This is a genomic window from Sporolactobacillus caesalpiniae (assembly GCF_040513385.1).
Classification (GTDB): Bacteria; Bacillota; Bacilli; order Bacillales; family Sporolactobacillaceae; genus Sporolactobacillus.
The window spans coordinates 672,447-692,438 of the sequence record NZ_JBEVCB010000001.1; the positions used below are offsets into that span (position 1 = coordinate 672,447).

Consider the following 19,992-nt stretch of genomic DNA (forward strand, 5'->3'; position numbering starts at 1 on the left):
ATTGCCCGCAACAGTTTTTTTGTGTCGGAACAGGAACATTTCGGACAATCACTTCGTAAGTTAACTGCCCATCTCTTCGGGGAAAATTAAAAAGATCAAATAAAATTCCGTAAGGATGCGCTTTAGTTCATCATTAGTTTCAGGCATTATAGAATTGATATGCTATAATTGAAATCAAAGCGAACGGAATAAAGGAGTGCTGGATTTGTTAAGTATTGAAGACATTAAAGCATTGATAAAGGAGATGGATTCATCTTCAATCAGTGAATTGAAATTTGAGGCGGAAGATGCAAAAATCACTTTAAAAAAAGCGGAAGCCTTTGCTAATAAAACGGTGGTTCAGACTGCCCCGCAAGTCGCCGGACTCCAAGCGGCAATTGCTCAGCCCGCTGTTCAAGCAAGTCCCTCGACAGGAAGTGCCGATCTTGATGAGAATAGTGGGGATGATCCGTCACTACATAAAATTACGGCTCCTATGGTCGGTACTTTCTATTCATCTTCATCACCTGAATCCAATGCATTCGTATCAAAGGGTTCTAAGGTTGACAAGAAAACAGTTGTTTGTATTGTTGAAGCCATGAAGCTCTTCAATGAAATTGAGGCAGAATGCAAAGGTACAATTGTTGATGTTCTTGCGGAAGACGGACAGCTTGTTGAATATGGTCAGCCACTATTTCTTGTTAAGGAAGATTAAGGAGTTCGTTGTTCATGATAAAAAAAGTATTAGTTGCGAATCGAGGAGAAATTGCGGTTAGAATTATCCGCGCATGTAAAGAATTGAACATAGAAACCGTTGCGGTATATTCTCAGGCAGACAAGGAATCGCTGCATGTTCAGCTAGCTGACGAAGCCTATTGCATCGGACCGAATGCGCCGAAAGACAGTTACCTCAGCTATACGAATATGATCAGTGTTGCAACGCTTACAGGTTGCGACGCCGTCCATCCAGGTTATGGGTTCTTATCCGAGAACGCTGATTTTGCCGAAATGTGTGAGGAATGTAAGATCATTTTCATTGGACCAACATCTGAAGCGATAAGCAAAATGGGGATTAAAGATGTTGCCAAGCAAACGATGAAAAATGCTGATGTTCCTGTTGTGCCTGGTTCAAACGGTGTCATTGACCGTGTTGAGGATGGTGTGAAAATTGCAAATGATATCGGCTATCCCGTGCTCATCAAGGCAACTGCAGGCGGTGGAGGCAAAGGCATCCGCGTTGCAAGAAATGAAGAAGAATTACGACACGGAATAACGATTACGCAGCAAGAGGCTGATACGTCTTTCGGAAATTCGGGAGTGTACATTGAAAAGTACATCGAAAATTTTCGCCACGTGGAAATTCAGGTGCTCGCCGATGAACATGGTCATGTGATTCATCTTGGCGAACGTGATTGCACGATACAAAGGCGTCTCCAAAAGTTATTGGAAGAATCTCCATCACCTGCACTTGACGAAGCAAAGCGTCAGGAAATGGGAATGGCCGCTGTGCGGGCTGCGCGCGCCGTAAATTACCGGGGTGCCGGTACAATCGAATTCATTTATGAACCCAATGGTTCTTTCTATTTCATGGAAATGAATACGAGAATTCAGGTAGAACACGGTGTGACAGAGGAGGTTACCGGAGTTGATCTTGTTAAAGAACAATTACGTATCGCATCCGGTGAGCCGCTTTCAGTAACTCAGGCAGACATCCAGTTACATGGCCATGCTATTGAATGCCGCATCAACGCCGAGGACTCGGAAAAGAACTTTATGCCGTCTTGTGGGCGTGTTGAAACGTATCTGGCCCCAGGTGGTCCGGGTGTACGTGTGGATTCAGCAGCATATCAGGGTTATTTCATACCGCCATATTATGATTCTATGGTCTCAAAGGTTATAGCCTATGGGAAAACAAGAGAAGACGCGATCGCAACGATGCAACGCGCACTAGGTGAATATGTAATTGAAGGAATTAAGACAACCATTCCATTTCATCTTCGTTTGTTGCAGCATCCGGTTTTTGAAAGTGGAAAATTCAACACAAAATTCTTGGAAAAGTATCCGTTAAACGAGCAAAGCTAATTATGGAGGTGTGATCATCATGCCGGAAAACGAAAATCGAACAATTGAGGTTGAAGAGCAACAGGTGGATTTGGGCAAAATAGAGATTTCTCCTGAAGTGATCGAAGTAATTGCAAGCCTTGCAGCCGTTGAAGTTGTCGGAGTTAGCGATATGCATGGAACCTTTGCTTCGGGAATGGTTGAGAAGCTGGGCGGACGCAATTACCGAAAAGGTGTCAAAGTGGATTTGACTGAAGACGGCATTGACATAGATGTTCAATTGACGATGAACTACGGTGTCTCCATACCTGAAGTGGCTGAGAAAGTGCAAGACAATATTGTTCATACACTGAAGCGTATGACATCACTTGATGTTCATGAAATCAATATTCATATTGTCGGTATCCATTTTGATCACAAAGAAAAAACAAATTCTGAGATCAATTAAGAAGCAAAGGGCAAGGAATGTCCCTTTGCTTCTTTCCGTGTTTCAAACATGATAAATCAGAACCATGAGATTGCTCAAGGCATCATGACATGGCTGATTAATTAAGGCAGGATATGAGAGGGAGTACGTAATGAATCGAAGACAAGCACGGAAAATGGCGCTACAAGCCTTATTCCAAATGACACTAAGCAATACAGATCGGGTAACAGCGCTTGAAGCTGTGCATGACAGTGGCGATCCGACCGATCCGTTTGTCAACCATTTGCTGGATCAAACTTTGGGTCATGAAAAAGAAATTGATCGTTTAATCAGTAAACATCTGCAAAACTGGTCATTAGATCGCGTAGGAAACATTGATAAAACAATTTTACGACTTGCCGTTTGTGAGATCCTTTATTTGGATGATATACCGGTTACAGTGTCGGTAAACGAAGCGGTTGAACTGTGCAAAATTTATAGCGATGAACAGACACGCAAGTTTGTTAATGGCGTTTTATCCGGTATTTCCAAGGAAATAGAAGCTGAAGATCACAAAAAATAAAGGGTGGTTGAATGGTGGGTGCAAAACTGATTGATGGCAAAGCAATTGCCGCAGGAAAAAAACAGGTGATGAAAGTTCGCGTTGACGCAATGAGGCGGCGTGGAGTTGTTCCCGGACTCGCTGTGATTCTCGTTGGCGAGAATCCCGCATCAATGTCCTATGTCAAGGGGAAAATTCGTGATTGTAAAGAAGTAGGCTTCTATTCTGAACTGATCCGTTTACCAGAGACAGTAACCGAAGAACATTTGTTGGAGAAGATTGCGCAGCTCAATGGCAATGACGCAATTCATGGACTGCTTGTTCAGTTGCCACTGCCGAATCAAATATCCGAGCAAAAGGTGATTCAGGCGATCAGCCCGGAAAAAGATGTTGATGGTTTTCATCCGATTAATGTTGGACGACTTGTCACGAAACAGGAAGGCTTTGTTTCATGTACACCGGTTGGTATTATCGAAATGCTCAAGGCGATTGATGTGCCGGTAGCTGGGAAACATGTGGTCATTGTCGGACGAAGTAATATTGTGGGTAAACCGGCCGCACTCTTGTTTTTAAATCTTGATGCTACGGTAACAATTTGTCATTCAAAGACCCGACCGCTCGCTCAGTATACCAAGCAGGCCGACATTCTGGTAGCCGCTGCGGGAAAAGAAGCGCTGATCCGCGCTGAAGACATTAAGCCTGGTGCCATTGTTATCGATGTCGGGATGAATCGTAATCAAGCAGGGAAGCTTGTCGGTGATGTTGCGTTTGATGAATTAAAAGAAAAAGCAGGCTATATTACTCCTGTTCCTGGTGGCGTCGGTCCAATGACACGTGTCATGCTTCTTGAAAATACATTAATTGCCGCACTTCGGCAGAACAAAGAGGCTGCTCATTAATGGAGAATGATCGATATATTAGTGTCACTAAGCTTACTCGATATATCAAACAATTAATGGAGACAGATGCAAATCTGCAATCTGTATGGCTGCGTGGTGAAATTTCTAATTTCAAACGACATTCTCGAGGACATCTTTATTTAACAATAAAAGATAAGAACTCGAGAATTCGTGCCGTGATGTTTGCAGGCAACGCTCGCCAGTTGGCCTTTGAACCAAAAGACGGAATGAAAGTTCTTGTTCAAGGATCAGTAGCTTTATATGAACCCTATGGTGAGTATCAAATTTATATTCGTGATATGGAGCAGGATGGACTGGGCAGGCTCTATCAAGCCTATGAAGCGCTAAAGAAAAAACTTGAGGAAAAGGGTATGTTTGAGTCCTCATACAAGAAACCTATTCCGAGGGTTCCTTATGAGATTGGTATTGTGACATCAACGACGGGGGCGGCCATTCGTGATTTATTTACCACGATCAAACGTCGATTTCCGGTTGCCCGCATAACCGTCTTTCCTGTTCTTGTTCAGGGTACTGGAGCGGCTCCATCAATAGCGGAGGCAATTGAGCAGGCAAACAGTTATCCACATATTGATGTTCTGATTGTCGGTCGAGGCGGCGGATCAATTGAGGATCTATGGGCATTCAATGAAGAAATAGTCGCTAACGCGATTTTTCGATCACAGATACCCGTCATTTCCGCAGTCGGTCATGAAACTGATTTTACAATTGCTGATTTTGTTGCCGACAAACGAGCGCCAACGCCAACAGCGGCAGGAGAGTTTGCAGTGCCGGACCGTGTTGACTTGCAAAGACGAATCGATCAATCCTCAGCTCGATTAGCCCAAGCGATGAACAGCCGGATACGTGAAGAAAAGAACCATCTGCATCAATTGCAGCAGTCCTATGCTTTTCGTTATCCTGAGCAGCTAATCCTTCAGAAGGAACAGGAATGTGATCGACTCGTTGAGCGCTTAAATAGCGCACTTCAAGCACAATTACTGCGTAAACGTGAACGACTGATTATGATCGAACGATTGCTGGGGCAGAGTAAACCGATGCAGCTTTTAAACAGAACAAAGCGACTTTTAAACGATCGAGAGCAGCAATTAATTCGTTCATTTTCAGTATATCGTAAAGAGCGGGAAGCGCACTTTGAACGCTTAATCGCACAACTGAACAATTTAAGTCCGCTTAAAATTATGGGCCGCGGTTATGGCTTAGCCTTTGACGCGGATGATCAGCTAATCAAATCGGTGCGCGACATAGCACCCGGCGATATGTTTAATCTTAAAATGCATGATGGAAAATTGGATTGTCAAGTGTGGGGCATAGAGGAGGCGAATGAACATGTCGGAATCGATGAATGATAAAGGAAAAACGCCGGTATTCGAAGAGGCAATGGACAAGTTAGAGCAGATTGTCAAGCAATTGGAAGAAAATGATGTGCCTCTTGAAAAAGCGATCGGATTGTTTCAAGAAGGTATGGCACTTTCGAAGATTTGCCATGACAAGCTTGAAACGGTTGAAAAGAAAATGGATCAACTCGTGTCACCAAATGGAGAATCAAAGCCTTTTTCAGTTCAGGGAGATGACGTAGAGTGACTGAATTGCTAAAGGATTATATGGCTGAAAAAAAAGTATGGTTTGAATCGATACTCCCCAAACTTTTTCAGAATGCGCCAGTCACACCTAAACTCGAACAGGCAATGCTCTATTCATTAGAAGCTGGCGGAAAAAGAATTCGTCCTATACTATTATTCGCCACATTGCAGGCATTTGATCAAAAAGAAGAAATTGGGTTAACAACCGCACTGGGATTGGAAATGATTCATACCTACTCATTAATTCACGATGATCTTCCCGCAATGGATGATGATGACTTGCGGCGCGGCAAGCCGACAAATCATTGTGTTTTCGGTGAAGGTACAGCAATTCTTGCCGGTGACGGCTTACTTACGGCCGCATTTCAAATCATTGCGGATGACCATACGCTTGATGCGGATACGAGAATTCGGCTCATTAGCTTACTTGCGCGAGCAGCCGGACCTGAGGGAATGGTGGGCGGACAGCAGGATGATCTTGAAGCAGAAGCAAAGCGACTTGATTTAGAAGATTTGATTTCGATTCACAAGAGAAAAACCGGCGAACTGATTCGTTTTCCCATTGAGGCAGCGGCGCTGATCGCTAAAGCAACAGAGTCAGAAACAAAAGCACTTGTTCATTATTCGGAACACATTGGACTTGCATTTCAAATTGGTGACGATATTCTTGATATCTCTGGCGATGAAAAAGCATTGGGAAAGCCTATCGGCAGCGACCTTGCGAATCATAAGAATACTTATGTCAGCCTGCTGGGGTTGACAGGCGCAAGAGAAAAACTAGCTCAAGAAGTGGAGAAGTCCCTGCATAGTTTAAAGAAACTGGGTTTTGAAAATAAACGTCTTGGGGATATTGCACGTTATTTGCTGAACCGGACACATTAACAAGTGAAACAATTTATTTGAGGGTTTGTCGCTTTTGTGATAAACTTAAGTGCATCAAAATGATGGTGCGGTATTCTAGTCACTCTACTTTACTTGAAGACGGGGCTAAAAATCCGTCAAAGGGCACATCGATGAAGTTCCTGGTACTGGCTTAAGGCGCCCAGCTTTGGGCTCGTGCTGGGAGTAAAGGGCGTAGGGCGATCCGCAACGGCATGTGGGCGAAGACCCTGCGCCCGTGGAGACACGTACGTTGTTTGCTTTAGCAATGACTATGTGGAAAACCTGTTTCGTAAGTACTTATTCACTAAGGAAAAGCGAACAGCGTAGCCTGCCTTGAGTGGGAAAGAGGGGATGGTCGGCGCATAACTTTGAACTACTTGGCCGGTATGATAAGGGGCGCCTTCCTGAAATCAATTCTGCAAAAGAGGCTAGAGCAAAGTTTCAAGAGTGCTTGAGGAAATCTCCTAGACTGTCTGCATATCTGCAGCATTTGAAAAGGATTATAGTGCGGTCTGAGTGGTGTTCTAGTTCAATGTCTGGTGACAGCATTGGTCAAGTTTTAAAAGGAAACTGCCTGCTTGGCAACAACAGGTAATTTGACGGGAAAACCTACTGGACCTAAGCCGCAATATTTACTTTTCAAATGACCTCACTACATAATTAGTTACCCTTACAAATAGATATAGTTTAAGGATGTGAAATGTCCGGTATCTGCAGGATTGATTGACCGGAATACGCATGAAAAATGAATTAAAAAAATCTTTAAAGTGGGCATTGCCGTTAGCTGTTATCACGTTTGTGCTAGCGGCTATTTTTTCAATTGTATCCAATGCTATTCTGAGTAACGCCAATGTGGTAAGCGGCATCGCGGTTGTTCTCGTTATTATCCTAATCGCCCTGTTTTTTGATATCATTGGTGTAGCTGCCACTGCGGCGATCGAAGCGCCCTTTCACGCGATTGCATCGAAAGGTGTGAAGGGGGCAAAGTACTCAGTATGGCTTGCTAAGAATGCGGATCGTGTCAATACCTTTTGTACCGATGTCATTGGTGATGCGAGCGCGATCATTAGTGGTACTGCCTCATCGGTCGTTGTAGTGGAAATGATGTTGATTCTCGCTTACAATGAAAGTGGTTTTATGGAATATGTTATTTCTGTATTTGTAACCAGTATTGTTGCCGCATTAACCGTCTTTGTAAAAGCTCTTGGAAAAAGTTTCGCGATAAAGAATTCGACGAAGATTATTTATAAAGTCGGGTATGTCATGTATTTTACCGAAGACCATCTTCATATTCCGATCCTCAGAATTCTCGATACGAAGAAAAAAAAGAGCAAAAAGAGAAAAACGGCAAAGAAGGATGTGTGATTATTATGGATGTATCGACAATCAAAAATCCTAAGTTTCTTAAAAAAATGTCCGTTAATCAGATGGTTGATCTGGCCGGTGACATCCGCGCTTTTTTAATTCAAAAATTATCAAAAACAGGTGGACATCTTGCGCCGAATCTTGGTGTTGTTGAATTGACCTTAGCACTGCATAAGGTGTTTCATAGCCCTACAGATAAACTTGTTTGGGATGTCGGGCATCAGTCTTATGTGCACAAAATCTTGACCGGCAGAGGCGATCGTTTTGATACACTGAGGCAGTACAAAGGGCTATGCGGCTTCCCGAAAAGAAGTGAGAGTGAACATGACGTCTGGGAAACAGGGCACAGTTCAACATCTCTGTCCGCCGCTCTTGGGATGGCGGTCGCCCGTGATTTGAAACAAGAAAATTTTGATGTCGTGGCGATTATCGGTGACGGAGCGCTGACTGGCGGGATGGCTCTTGAAGCTCTGAATGATATCGGGCATCAAAAGAGAAATATGATTATTGTATTAAATGATAATGAAATGTCGATCGCACCAAATGTCGGCGCTCTTCACAATATGCTTAACCGGATCCGTTCGGCTAATAAATATAACAGAGCCAAAGAGGATTTAGAGTATTTGATGAAGAAAATTCCTGCATTTGGAGGCAAGTTGGCGTCTGTCGCTGAGCGTTTGAAAGATCGTCTGAAATATTTGCTTGTGTCCGGCGTATTTTTTGAAGAGTTGGGAATTACGTATCTTGGTCCTGTGGACGGACATAACTTAAATGCACTTATAGACAACCTTAATTATGCGCGAAAGAAAAAAGGACCGGTAATCATTCATGTATTGACGCAGAAAGGCAAGGGCTATAGACCGGCAGAAATGGATGAAGTTGGTACTTGGCATGGCACTGGTCCTTATAAGATCGAGTCTGGCGCATTTATCAAACCTGTGGCTGTAGCCCCTGCTTATAGTCAAGTCGTTAATGATACCCTGCAAGAATTAGCACGGCATGACAAGCGGATCGTTGTGATTTCACCGGCGATGGTTGTCGGATCAAAACTTGAGGGATTCGCTAAAGAATTCCCTGACCGATTGTTTGACGTGGGAATTGCAGAACAGCACGCGGCAACGTTTGCAGCTGGGTTAGCGACACAAAAAATGAAACCGATCTTGTCAATATACTCAACATTTATGCAGCGCGCGTATGATCAGATTGTTCATGACATATGCAGACAGAATTTAAATGTCGTCATTGCGGTTGATCGGGCGGGACTTGTCGGGGCTGACGGCGAGACGCACCAGGGTATTTTTGACATCGGGTTCTTGCGCAGCCTGCCTAATCTGACCATCATGATGAGTAAGGATGAAAATGAGCTGCGGAACATGGTATACACAGCGACACACTATGACCGAGGGCCAATCGCTGTTCGATACCCGCGTGGAAATGGAATTGGTGTTGGTATAAGTGAAAGGCTTGAAGAGATTCAGATCGGCTCATGGGATGTTCTGCGTGAAGGCGCGGACATGACGGTATTATCATTCGGACCAATGTTGCAAATCATCTTAGCTGCAGCGAAGCAGCTTGAAACAGACGGCATTCACCTGCGTGTGGTTAATGCGCGATTTATCAAGCCGATGGACCATCAGATGCTTGCAGATCTCGGTGAGCTTGGCACGCCCATACTGACTGTTGAAGAAGGAATGCTCGCGGGCGGCTTCGGTTCTGCTGTGTTGGAATATTACCATGATCATGGGATCCATGATTTAATGATTGAACGAATGGGAATAGATGATTGTTTTGTTGAACATGGTGGTGTAAATGAATTGCTGAATGAACTAGGACTGACATCGAAACAGATTGAAACTCATGTTAAACGGATGTTGAAGCAGCAGGGTCAAAAGAACGTTGTCAGGAAGGTTATTACTTCATGAAAGAGAGACAACGGGTTGACGTCCTTCTTGTACAGAAGGGATTGTTTGATTCTCGAGAAAAAGCGCAAAGAGCAGTGATGGCGGGAATGGTCTATCACGGCGATCAACGTGTTGATAAACCGGGAAGCAAGGTCGACAGCACACTGGAATTTAATATTAAAGGTACCATTCTCCCCTATGTGGGTCGTGGAGGTTTGAAGCTGGAAAAGGCACTCAAGGTGTTTCAACTTGACCTGACTAATGTACTGATGCTTGATATTGGTGCCTCAACGGGCGGTTTCACTGATTGCGCACTCCAAAATGGCGCGAGAAAAGTGTATGCGCTCGATGTCGGTTATAATCAATTAGCCTGGAAGCTTCGCAGCGATCCGCGTGTCATTGTTATGGAAAAAACAAATTTTCGTTATTGTACGCCGGACAATTTTAAAGAAGGTTTGCCTGAATTCGCATCGATTGATGTATCATTTATCTCGTTAAAGAAAATCCTTCCGCCACTCATAGATATTTTAAAGCATGAGGGTGAAGTAGTTGCACTGATAAAACCACAATTTGAGGCGGGCCGGGATGAAGTCGGGAAGAAGGGCATTATTCATGATCCGAACGTACATCTCTCAGTTGTTAAAAATATCCTTGATTTTGCACGAACATGTGGATATACGCTGCTTGATCTGAACTATTCACCGATTACTGGCGGTGACGGCAATATTGAATTTCTCGCGCATTTTCGATCAGAAAAGGGGAACGCATCGGATTTATTGCAGATTACACCGGAAGAAGTCGTTCGTCAGGCACATCAGAATTTCGATCACAAAAAAAATAGGACATAAACCTGAGAATGAACAGGTTTGTGCCTTATTTTTTTTAATAACTTCTTGACTGTTTTGGGTGAACAGTAGAGAATAGATGTAGAGAACGAATGTTCGAACTAGAGAGGTGAATCCTTAGTGTTAGCGGAACTTCAAATTATAAATTTTGCGATTATCGATAAACTTACTGTAACGTTTGAAGACGGTCTGACTGTATTTACAGGAGAAACCGGCGCTGGAAAATCGATTATCATTGATGCGATCGCGTTACTCGCCGGCGGTCGTGGATCTGCTGAATATGTTCGTCATGGCACGCCAAAAGCAGAAATTGAGGCTTTATTCGATATAGAAGATACACAAAGTGTGTCACGTTTGCTTGACCAATTGGGAATGGATCAAATCGACGGGCAACTCATACTTAGAAGAGAAATTTCCAGCTCGGGCAAAAGTGTATGCCGCATAAACGGAAAGCTTGTGACATTGTCTGTTCTTCAGAAATTTGGGACTATTCTTGTTGATATACACGGGCAGCATGAACATCAAAGGCTTCTTGAACCGAGCAATCACCTTGAATTTGTCGATCGCTTTGGCGGAACGACAATCAGTAAATTAAAACACAGCTACTTGGAAGAATATAAACAGGTGGATGAACTGGCAGCCAAGTGCAATAAATATAATGGTGATGAGAAGAAAATTGCTCAGAGAATCGATTTGCTTCACTATCAAATCGATGAAATTGAAGCGGCTCAACTAAAAGCAGACGAAGAAGAACGTATTCTTGAAGAAAAAAGAAAACTTTTCAATTTTGAAAAGGTATATCAATCGCTTAAGGCAAGCTATGAGGCGCTTGATGGAGAAAATACCGGACTGGATATGCTTCGAAAAGCATCTGGAAGTCTTGATGCAATTCGGGATTTGGATCCGGAACTAGCCCGTTTCTCAGAGTCGGTTTCAAACTGTTACTATCTTCTAGAGGAACAAACATCTGCAATTCGATCATATTTGGAACAAATGGAATATAATCCTGAACGACTGAATGAGATCGAGAATCGATTAGATGAAATCCATCTGTTGAAAAGAAAGTATGGCAACTCTGTAGAAGAAATTCTTACTTATTACGAACAAATAAAAAACGAATTGGATGAATTGAATTCGCGAGATCGAAATTTCGACGCATTAAATGACGCATTAAAAGCGGGTCTAAGCAAATTGAGGGACATAGCGGTGCAACTGTCTTCCGAGAGAAAAAAGACAAGTGCACGCCTTGCTCGAGCTGTTAACCGTGAATTTAAAGACCTTTGTATGGAACACGCACTCCTTGATGTTCATATTAAGATGGGCAGCAATTTAGAGTCTTTTTCCGGCTTCGACCCTGAAGGGATTGATCACGTTTCCTTTTACATAACGACTAATCCCGGGGAACCATTTAAACCACTGGCAAAAATTGCTTCAGGCGGAGAGCTTTCGCGGATTATGCTCGCGATAAAAACAGTTTTCAAAAAAATAATGGGACCAGCGACAATTATTTTTGATGAGGTAGACACTGGAGTCAGTGGCAAAGCCGCACAAGCGATGGCAGAAAAAATCAGCAGCTTGGCTCAAAATGCACAAGTGTTCTGCATTACACACCTTCCGCAAGTGGCGGCAATGGCTGATCAGCATGTATACATCGAAAAACATATCACGAAAGATCAGCGGACCGGAACGCGCGTAAAAAAATTAAATGAATCCGAAAAGATACGCGAAATCAGCAGAATGATTTCAGGTCCTCTGATGACGGATCTGGCTCGCGAGCATGCTAAAGAATTAATCCAAATGGCAGGCAAAATAAAATATTAGCACATGGCATGTACATCCTATACTGGAATTAATCCCTTCTTCGGATCACTCATAATTATCCTCTGCTCAGGCAATTTTAATAAATGCACTGCAAGACAAGGTGCGGGTTTGCAGCGAGGAGAGTGAGTTATGAAGATAAGAAAAAATCTAAAAATTACAGTTGTTGTTCTTCTTTTCTGTTTTCTAATGGTCAGTTCGAGTATAAGAACAGGACAGTTTGTCTCACACATATGGCAGAATGCGGGGACATTGCCTAACAACTATTTACGCGCTGATGTCGCAAGTGGTTCGCCAATCGCAATGGTAACAAAGAAGCGAAAAGCCGAATCAATTCTGAATTATCGGGGGATACACCATTCGCAGGCCACTTTGAATCAACTGTCGGCGACCACTGTCAACGCGGTGGACAAAGATGTCCGTTTAATACCTGGCGGTCAATCAATTGGTGTTCAACTGAGCACTAAAGGCGTGCTTGTTGTTGGTTACCATCTAATTGCAACCGGCGGGGGCGAGTCATCACCTGGGGAAACAGCAGGAATTCGAGTCGGTGATGTGATTACAAAGATTAATGGCAAAACGATGAGCTCCATTACAGATGTTCGTCACATTATGGACGGTTCGAAGGATGGCGAGCCTCTACAGGTGACATTGATTCGCCAGCGGTCCATGGTTAAAAAAAGGCTGACACCGATTATGGACACAGCAAATCGTCAGTATCAGATGGGATTGTTCATCAGGGATTCGGCATCAGGAATCGGTACCATGACCTTTTATGATCCTAATACGGGCTCATACGGCGCTCTCGGGCATGTGATCTCTGATCGGGATACGGGTCAACCCATCATGGTGAAAGACGGGCACATCGTCCGTTCCATTGTACAGGCAATTGATCGAGGAAGAGAAGGAAAACCAGGAGAAAAAATTGCATTTTTTCCTGAAAATGCAATAAGTATTGGTTCTGTCTCGAAAAATACGCCATTCGGTATCTTTGGGAAAATGGAAAAGAACTATATGATGCGTTCTGGTATGAGCAATGCTGCACTTCCAATTGCCACAGAGGATCAAGTCAAAGAAGGTCCGGCAAAAATTCTTACCGTTCTTAATGGAAATAAGGTTGAAGCGTTTAACATCCGAATTCTAAATTCGATATCGCAAAAACATCCTGCGACGAAAGGATTAGTGATCAAGATAACGGATCCGCGTCTGCTTAAAGCTACAGGCGGTATTATTCAAGGGATGAGCGGTAGTCCGATTATTCAAGATGGTAAATTGGTCGGGGCAGTTACCCATGTGTTTGTCAACGATCCAACAAGCGGATACGGTGTGCACATCGAATGGATGATGGATGAAGCAGGTCTGCATCATGAAAAACAAGCTTTACGTAAGCAAATTGCAAGCTAACGAATTCACTGAATCACTAAATAAAATTCGACATATATGTGTCGAAGTAAGTTGGAAAAACACTTATCAAGATGAACGATCTGTTTTAAAGAAGAAAATGAAAGAAAAAAATAGATTGAAGTGACTAAGAATAAAAAGGATACCTTCCTCTCTTGTCGAAAAGATAACATATAGTAATTTCGACAAGGGGGATTTTGTGTTGCAAACAATTAAGGTCTGCTTGACGGACGACAACAAAGAATTAATTATGTTGATTTCTGAGTACTTAAAAACGCAAGATGACATTGAAGTTATAGGAACCGCGAGCAATGGACAGGATTGTCTTGAAATGCTGAAATCCATGACACCAGATGTGCTCTTATTGGATATCATTATGCCGCATCTTGACGGACTTGGTGTATTAGAGCAAATTCATGCTAATCCCGATCTGCCGCAACCGGGCATTATCATGCTCACTGCCTTTGGTCAAGAAGATGTGACAAAAAAAGCTGTTGAGTTAGGGGCGTCTTATTTTATTTTAAAACCATTTGATATGACGAACCTTGCCAACCATATTCGCCAAGTCGCCGGAAAAAAGGAACTGAGTCCTGTTTTCACGAAGCATTCGATTCAGCGCCCATCCGCATCCGATAAAAACCATGACCTTAACGCAAGTATTACAGATATTATCCATGAAATTGGCGTGCCGGCTCATATTAAGGGATATATGTATCTTCGTGAAGCGATCTCTATGGTTTATCACGATATCGAATTGCTTGGCTCAATTACAAAAGTGCTCTATCCGGATATTGCCAAAAAATACAAAACGACACCCAGCCGTGTCGAGCGTGCCATCCGTCATGCCATTGAAGTGGCTTGGAGCAGAGGAAACGTTGAGTCCATTTCTTCGCTGTTCGGCTACACGGTATCAATGTCCAAAGCAAAACCAACAAACAGCGAGTTCATCGCCATGGTCGCCGACAAGCTCCGAATCGAGAACCGCGCCGAAGAATCAATGCGGATTTTGTGAATGAATCGATACGTTTGTGATTGCATCGCTTTTCTCAGCAAATCCAACAAAAGATTATAGATCAATTAGAGCACCTCAATTGTTGAATGAACATCCATCCAATAAATAGAGGTGCTTATTTAATAATTTTTTTGAAGAAAGCATCATCTAAGGCTTTGCGCAGCCAATGTTCCAAAATTATTCATGAACTGCTTTAAGAATAAAGCGGCATGAACTAAAATTCTATGGTATAGTTTATTTTGTCAAAAAAAATGCTAACCGTTTTCATTTATGACGTACATAAAGAGTCAAAATTGTTGAAAACATATATGATCTGAAGGTGAAAATACCTTTTTTATCGATCATGGTGTAGCTTTGGAGGGTGTTGAAGATTTGACTGGTCTGTTAATTTCCCTCATTCCAGCTCTCCTTTGGGGGACACTGCCGCTTGTGAGCACAAAGGTAGGGGGAACACCGCATCATCAGGTGTTCGGAATGACGATTGGTGCGCTGTTTTTTTCGATTGCGCTATTTTTCTTTATACCGCCGGAACTTAATGCAACGGTTATTACGGTAAGCTTCATTTCAGGATTGTGCTGGGCTGTGGGGCAATTTCATCAGTTTGCCGCAATGAAAATTTTAGGTGTTTCGAAAACGATGCCTCTTTCTACTGGGATGCAGCTTGCCGGAGCGGCACTGTGTGGTATTCTGATTTTTCATGAATGGGATACTACTTTTAGAATGGCTTTGGGGCTGTCGGCTTTAGTATTGATTGTCCTTGGGGTTCTGCTTACTTCGAGAGAGAAAAATTCTACGGAGAACCAAGCAAATAAAATGCTAAAAGGTATTTTTCTTTTGATTGTGTCGACACTAGGCTATATCTCTTATCTTGTCATTCTTCGTTCCTTTGATATTGACGGTTGGTCCGCAATATTTCCCCAATCGATTGGAATGATCATCGGAGCAATAGTGCTTTCAGGCAAACAGGTGAAGTCACTTTACAATCGTCACACCGCCTTTAATATTATTTCCGGTTTTATGTGGGCCGGAGGTAATCTTTCTCTACTTATTGCAACGAAACTTGAGGGTGTCGCAATCAGCTTCTCAATGTCTCAGATTGGTACGGTGCTTTCAACATTAGGCGGAATCTTTATACTGGGCGAAAAGAAGTCGAAACATCAGATGGTACTTCTATTGATCGGATGCGCGTTAATTATCGTTGGCGGTGTATTACTGGGAATGACGAAGCGCTGATAAAGAGATATATCACTGATTTCATTTTTTTCATGGTTAGGTCATGACATAGGCGGAAATGAATGATAAAATGAAAGTAAGCTTTTTGAAGAATCTTGTCGTCTGGAAAAGATGAAAACGGTTCTTTAAAGGATAATGCAGGTCAATAGATTATTGAATCCTGTTCAATTCAAATATTATGCAAATGAATGGAGCGAGTAGAGAAATGGAAAAAACGTATGTTGTCACTGACGAAACGGGCATTCACGCACGCCCGGCAACTGTACTTGTAAGTGAAGCAAGCAAATTTGAATCAAACATTAATATCGAATATAATGGCAAGAAAGCCAACCTGAAAAGTATCATGGGTGTTATGGCTCTTGGCATTATGCAAGGCGCTGAATTCAAGATCGTTACTGAAGGTACAGATGCTGATGAAGCATCTGCAGCAATTGGCAATGTAATCTCAGCACAGGGCATTGGCAAAGAAAATTAATGCTCTCCATATAAAAAAGCAGCGAGTTTGAGGGAAACCTCAAACTCGCTGCTTTTTTATCTTTAATTTTTAAACAGCCGGAGCCGGTTTTCTGATGCGATTAAGCAACAAATGTGAGAAGTAAGTTTGTCCGATTAGGAATATACCACCGACAACCCAATATAATGGCAGCGCAGCCGATGTTGAGAGCGAAGCAAAAACGATCATGATTGGTGACATCAATCCGATCCATTGCATCGAATTTTGCTGCTGCTCTGCGCCGACGGTAGGCATCAGCTTTTGGCTTATTTTAAATTGCAAAAAATAAACGATCCCTGCAACAATTGTCAATGCAAGATCTGTATGTCCCAAACTGAACCAAAGAAAGTGGTGCGTTGCGATCTCGTGTGAACGTCTTATCGCGTAGTAAAAGCCCATAAGTATTGGCATTTGCACGAGAATGGGCAAACATCCGATTGCCGAAAACGGATTGACATTGTGTTTCTTGTAGAGGCCCATCATTTCCATTTGAATTTTTTGTTTTTCATTGGGATCCTGGGCAGCCGACATTCTTTTTTGAATGTCCGTCATTTCAGGCTTGAGCTTGTCCATCTTTTTCTTTACGTCAAATTGTCGTATATACTGTCGGATCATCAGTGGTGCCAATAAAAGTCGAATCAAAATCGTTAACGCAATGATCGCCATCCCGTAGCTATCCCCAAAGAAGGAAGCCGTGCTTTGGATTAAGAGTGTGAACGGTTCAATAATCGTATTCATGTATTCAGTTCCTCCTAGCAATTGTTCAGCTTTGTTAAGTGAATGAGCCAAGAGGAGTACAATCATATTCTGAGTCATTTGCACCGGAATCTCTTCGTTTAATCGTTCGTACCAGGCAAAATACGAATCGATGCATTCCATAATCAGAGATAATGGACGATGAAGCTGATTGAGCGAAGGTAGCGGGTGCTCGCTCGTCCAAATGGCGGTTGAAATGAGCACGTTCGGAATTTAATGAGCGCTTAATCAAAGGAATTGAGAGCTGAAGTGCAATCAGCAATGTTGCAAGCGATGGATCATTCAAGAGATAAGCGCAAAAATCGAGCGTAACGGTCACCTGCCTTTCAAATGTGATCTAGAATCATCATACCATTAATGACTTATGCGTAGAAGTATATTAACTAGAACAAACAGCATCAGAAAAGCCCCTGCCTTAGAGGCAGGGGCGTTCTCTTTTATCGTTCGTATTATTTTTATAAAAGAATGAGCGGCGTTAAGATTGGAGCGAACACAAGTGTAAAGATTGCTGCAAGTACCATCGCGAGACTTGCTGCCGCGCCCTCCTCACTGCCGAACTCCAGCGCTTTTGATGTTCCTGCACCGTGTGCCCCCATTCCCAATAACAGTCCTTTTGCTAATTTTTCTTTAATATGCAGATAGCGAATCACCATTGGACCAAGGATTAGTCCGGTAATCCCTGTCACGATGACGAAAATTGCGGTCATTGTCGGCATGCCTCCAATGTCCACGGATACGGCCATGGCAATCGGAGTAGTAATCGATCGTGGCAATAGACTAAGCAGATAACTGTCTTGCAAGTGAACGATGTGGCTGAAAAGACCGGAGCTGATTATAGCGATTGTGACACCAGCAGTCATGCTGATCGCGATAATTTTTGCGTATTTTTTCATTACCTCGCGAAATTTATAAAGTGGGACAGCAAATCCGACAACAGCAGGTTGCAGCAGATTGCTTAACCAACGTCCGCCACCATCATAGTCTGAATAATCAATCTGGAATCCGACAAGCATCGTTGAGAGTATACAAGGCGCTACAAGAAGTGGAGATAGCAGCGCAAACCGAACTTTCTTGTAAAGCAGTTTCGATAAATAATACACAATAATGGTAAGCAGGATGCAAATAAATGCAATCATTTTCCAATCTCTCCCTTTTTATTTGCCAGCCTGCGAATTGAAATTTGAGCAACAAGACCAGTGACAATCATGACTGTAATTGTACTTAATAAAATCACAATTAAAAATTGCGAACCGTGCTGAAGGATTTCGTTCTTATATTGAATAATCGCTACGGCAGATGGGATGAAGAACAACAGCATTTCAGACATCAGAAATCCTGCGCCAAGTTCAACTGCAGATAGTTTTAAAACCTTGAAATGCAATAGTGCAAGAACGATGAACAGACCGATTATACTGCCCGAAACAGGCAGGTGGAGCCATTTGACAAGAACATTGCCAAGCAGCGCAAACAAGTACAGGTAGGTAACCTGAGTGATAATGCGAAACCATTTTAGCAAATTACAGACACTTCCTAATTTTAGTTGATCATTCGTGTGATTAATGTCACACTGTATTATACAAAAGTTAAAAATGCAGGTACAATAGAATTCAGGAATACACATATTCCAAACACCTATAGTACGGAGGCGGCGAAGACGGATATTAAACACCTTCATTATTTTTTGGAAGTAGCTGTGAGAAAAAGTTTTACGAAAGCAGCGCATCATTTATATGTGACTCAACCCACAATTAGTAAAATGGTACGAGATATAGAAGACGAACTCGGTATGGTTTTGTTGGATCGAACAGGTAAAGAAATTGAGTTAACCGATGCGGGACGAATTGTTTTTGAGCAGTCACAGAAAATTGTTCAATCCTTTGCCCATTTGTCTGACGAATTAAGTGACCTCACCCACGCCAAAAAAGGAAAATTAACGGTTGGGCTGCCACCGATGATTGGCATGCAATTTTTTCCTGGAATTCTCAGTCAGTTTCGAAAGAGCTTTCCTGGCATAGATTTGCATATTGCTGAGTATGGAGCGAAGAAAGTAGCTGATTGTGTGTCGGATGGACTCCTTGAAGTTGGTGTTACTGTAGGAAGCATCAATGAAGAAGTTTTAAATTCGTTTGTTTTTTTTGAGGACAGTATTCGTCTTGTCGTTCATACATCAAGCCCACTCGCGAAGCTGAGCCATGTAACGTTAACAGATCTTCGTAATGAACACTTCATCCTGTTTCCGGAAGACTTTTCGTTACGAGGGATGATTATCAATGGTTGTGAAAAGGCGGGCTACCAACCCAATATTGTTTTTGAAAGTTCACAATGGGAGTTTATGGTTAAGATGGTTTCAAAGGGATTCGGTATTGCATTCTTACCAGAGAGTGTCATAAGTAAAATGGAACAGAAAACAGAGCCGATTATTACACTTCCGATAGAAGAGTCTGAACTTAACTGGCGTTTATCGATGATATGGAAGAAAAATCACTATTTATCCTATGCAGCGAGGACATGGGTATCTGAAACACGCGCCATGTTAATGGGCATACAATGAGTTAACCAAGCGAGAGCATAGAGGAAAAGAGAAATATGAAATTAATTATTGACAAGCTAAATTGTGAGTGATATATTATAAAAGTTGTTGCCGCCGATAAAACACTTTGAAGTTGACGATTGGTGAGACAAGTTTTATCATTAAAAATGAGTCATCAAAACATTTTGTTGACAAAGAACAATTTATTTGTTAGACTGTTCAAGTTGTCACTTTAAAAGATGACTGCG

Annotated in this window: 20 protein-coding genes; 17 read left to right on the top strand and 3 right to left on the bottom strand. The window is 42.5% G+C overall.

From position 1 onward, the window contains the following. Positions 1-205: 205 nt before the first annotated feature. The 16 genes from accB (at position 206) to ABWW58_RS03445 (ending at position 16,440) form a co-directional block, all read left to right on the top strand. Entirely contained in the window at positions 206-694 is a 489-nt protein-coding gene (gene accB / locus ABWW58_RS03370; RefSeq protein ID WP_353867824.1) for an acetyl-CoA carboxylase biotin carboxyl carrier protein, read from the top strand. A 14-nt stretch (positions 695-708) separates the two neighbouring features. Then, positions 709-2,061, top strand: a complete 1,353-nt coding sequence (accC, locus tag ABWW58_RS03375; protein ID WP_353867825.1) for an acetyl-CoA carboxylase biotin carboxylase subunit — start codon at positions 709-711, stop codon at positions 2,059-2,061. A gap of 19 nt (positions 2,062-2,080) precedes the next feature. Next, positions 2,081-2,488 (top strand): Asp23/Gls24 family envelope stress response protein, encoded by a 408-nt coding sequence (locus ABWW58_RS03380; RefSeq protein ID WP_353867826.1) that lies wholly within the window; start codon positions 2,081-2,083, stop codon positions 2,486-2,488. Between the two features lie 130 nt (positions 2,489-2,618). Continuing rightward, entirely contained in the window at positions 2,619-3,029 is a 411-nt protein-coding gene (gene nusB / locus ABWW58_RS03385; protein WP_353867827.1) for a transcription antitermination factor NusB, read from the top strand. A 14-nt stretch (positions 3,030-3,043) separates the two neighbouring features. Beyond that, complete coding sequence (folD, locus tag ABWW58_RS03390) at positions 3,044-3,907, top strand: bifunctional methylenetetrahydrofolate dehydrogenase/methenyltetrahydrofolate cyclohydrolase FolD (RefSeq protein ID WP_353867828.1); 864 nt, start codon at positions 3,044-3,046, stop codon at positions 3,905-3,907. Further along, positions 3,907-5,274 (top strand): exodeoxyribonuclease VII large subunit, encoded by a 1,368-nt coding sequence (gene xseA, locus ABWW58_RS03395; protein ID WP_353867829.1) that lies wholly within the window; start codon positions 3,907-3,909, stop codon positions 5,272-5,274. The genes folD and xseA overlap by 1 nt, the downstream gene beginning before the upstream one ends. Then, on the top strand, positions 5,255-5,509 hold the full coding sequence (gene xseB, locus ABWW58_RS03400; protein ID WP_353867830.1) for an exodeoxyribonuclease VII small subunit: 255 nt from the start codon (positions 5,255-5,257) through the stop codon (positions 5,507-5,509). The genes xseA and xseB overlap by 20 nt, the downstream gene beginning before the upstream one ends. Beyond that, on the top strand, positions 5,506-6,390 hold the full coding sequence (locus ABWW58_RS03405) for a polyprenyl synthetase family protein (RefSeq protein ID WP_353867831.1): 885 nt from the start codon (positions 5,506-5,508) through the stop codon (positions 6,388-6,390). The genes xseB and ABWW58_RS03405 overlap by 4 nt, the downstream gene beginning before the upstream one ends. Positions 6,391-7,113: 723 nt before the next feature. After that, the gene (locus ABWW58_RS03410; protein ID WP_353867832.1) at positions 7,114-7,755 is read left to right on the top strand and encodes a hypothetical protein; all 642 of its coding nucleotides are present in this window, start codon (positions 7,114-7,116) and stop codon (positions 7,753-7,755) included. Positions 7,756-7,760: 5 nt separating this feature from the next. Continuing rightward, entirely contained in the window at positions 7,761-9,677 is a 1,917-nt protein-coding gene (gene dxs, locus ABWW58_RS03415; protein WP_353867833.1) for a 1-deoxy-D-xylulose-5-phosphate synthase, read from the top strand. Then, positions 9,674-10,504 carry a TlyA family RNA methyltransferase gene (locus tag ABWW58_RS03420; protein ID WP_353867834.1) on the top strand — a complete coding sequence of 277 codons (831 nt, stop codon included), beginning with the start codon at positions 9,674-9,676 and terminating at the stop codon, positions 10,502-10,504. Before dxs ends, ABWW58_RS03420 begins: the two co-directional genes overlap by 4 nt. A 117-nt stretch (positions 10,505-10,621) precedes the next feature. Further along, positions 10,622-12,322 (top strand): DNA repair protein RecN, encoded by a 1,701-nt coding sequence (gene recN, locus ABWW58_RS03425; RefSeq protein WP_353867835.1) that lies wholly within the window; start codon positions 10,622-10,624, stop codon positions 12,320-12,322. Between the two features lie 129 nt (positions 12,323-12,451). Continuing rightward, positions 12,452-13,723 (top strand): SpoIVB peptidase, encoded by a 1,272-nt coding sequence (gene spoIVB, locus ABWW58_RS03430; RefSeq protein ID WP_353867836.1) that lies wholly within the window; start codon positions 12,452-12,454, stop codon positions 13,721-13,723. A gap of 247 nt (positions 13,724-13,970) precedes the next feature. Beyond that, positions 13,971-14,732, top strand: coding sequence for a sporulation transcription factor Spo0A (gene spo0A / locus ABWW58_RS03435; RefSeq protein ID WP_445783410.1), 762 nt, complete (start codon positions 13,971-13,973; stop codon positions 14,730-14,732). Positions 14,733-15,104: 372 nt separating this feature from the next. Next, positions 15,105-15,965: a GRP family sugar transporter gene (locus ABWW58_RS03440; RefSeq protein ID WP_353867837.1), complete on the top strand. Its 861-nt coding sequence runs from the start codon at positions 15,105-15,107 to the stop codon at positions 15,963-15,965. 205 nt (positions 15,966-16,170) lie between these two features. Next, entirely contained in the window at positions 16,171-16,440 is a 270-nt protein-coding gene (locus ABWW58_RS03445) for a phosphocarrier protein HPr (RefSeq protein ID WP_353867838.1), read from the top strand. 69 nt (positions 16,441-16,509) lie between these two features. On the opposite strand, the gene yidC is transcribed toward ABWW58_RS03445, so the two are convergent. The 3 genes from yidC to ABWW58_RS03460 form a co-directional block, all read right to left on the bottom strand. Then, the gene (yidC, locus tag ABWW58_RS03450) at positions 16,510-17,196 is read right to left on the bottom strand and encodes a membrane protein insertase YidC (RefSeq protein ID WP_353867839.1); all 687 of its coding nucleotides are present in this window, start codon (positions 17,194-17,196) and stop codon (positions 16,510-16,512) included. A 473-nt stretch (positions 17,197-17,669) separates the two neighbouring features. After that, a complete protein-coding gene (locus ABWW58_RS03455) occupies positions 17,670-18,350 on the bottom strand; it encodes an LrgB family protein (protein WP_353867840.1) in 681 nt (226 codons plus the stop codon). Beyond that, the gene (locus ABWW58_RS03460) at positions 18,347-18,730 is read right to left on the bottom strand and encodes a CidA/LrgA family protein (protein WP_353867841.1); all 384 of its coding nucleotides are present in this window, start codon (positions 18,728-18,730) and stop codon (positions 18,347-18,349) included. Before ABWW58_RS03460 ends, ABWW58_RS03455 begins: the two co-directional genes overlap by 4 nt. Before the next feature lie 144 nt (positions 18,731-18,874). Here ABWW58_RS03460 and ABWW58_RS03465 point away from each other — a divergent pair, with 144 nt between their 5' ends. Beyond that, entirely contained in the window at positions 18,875-19,765 is an 891-nt protein-coding gene (locus ABWW58_RS03465) for a LysR family transcriptional regulator (RefSeq protein WP_353867863.1), read from the top strand. Positions 19,766-19,992: the final 227 nt, after the last annotated feature.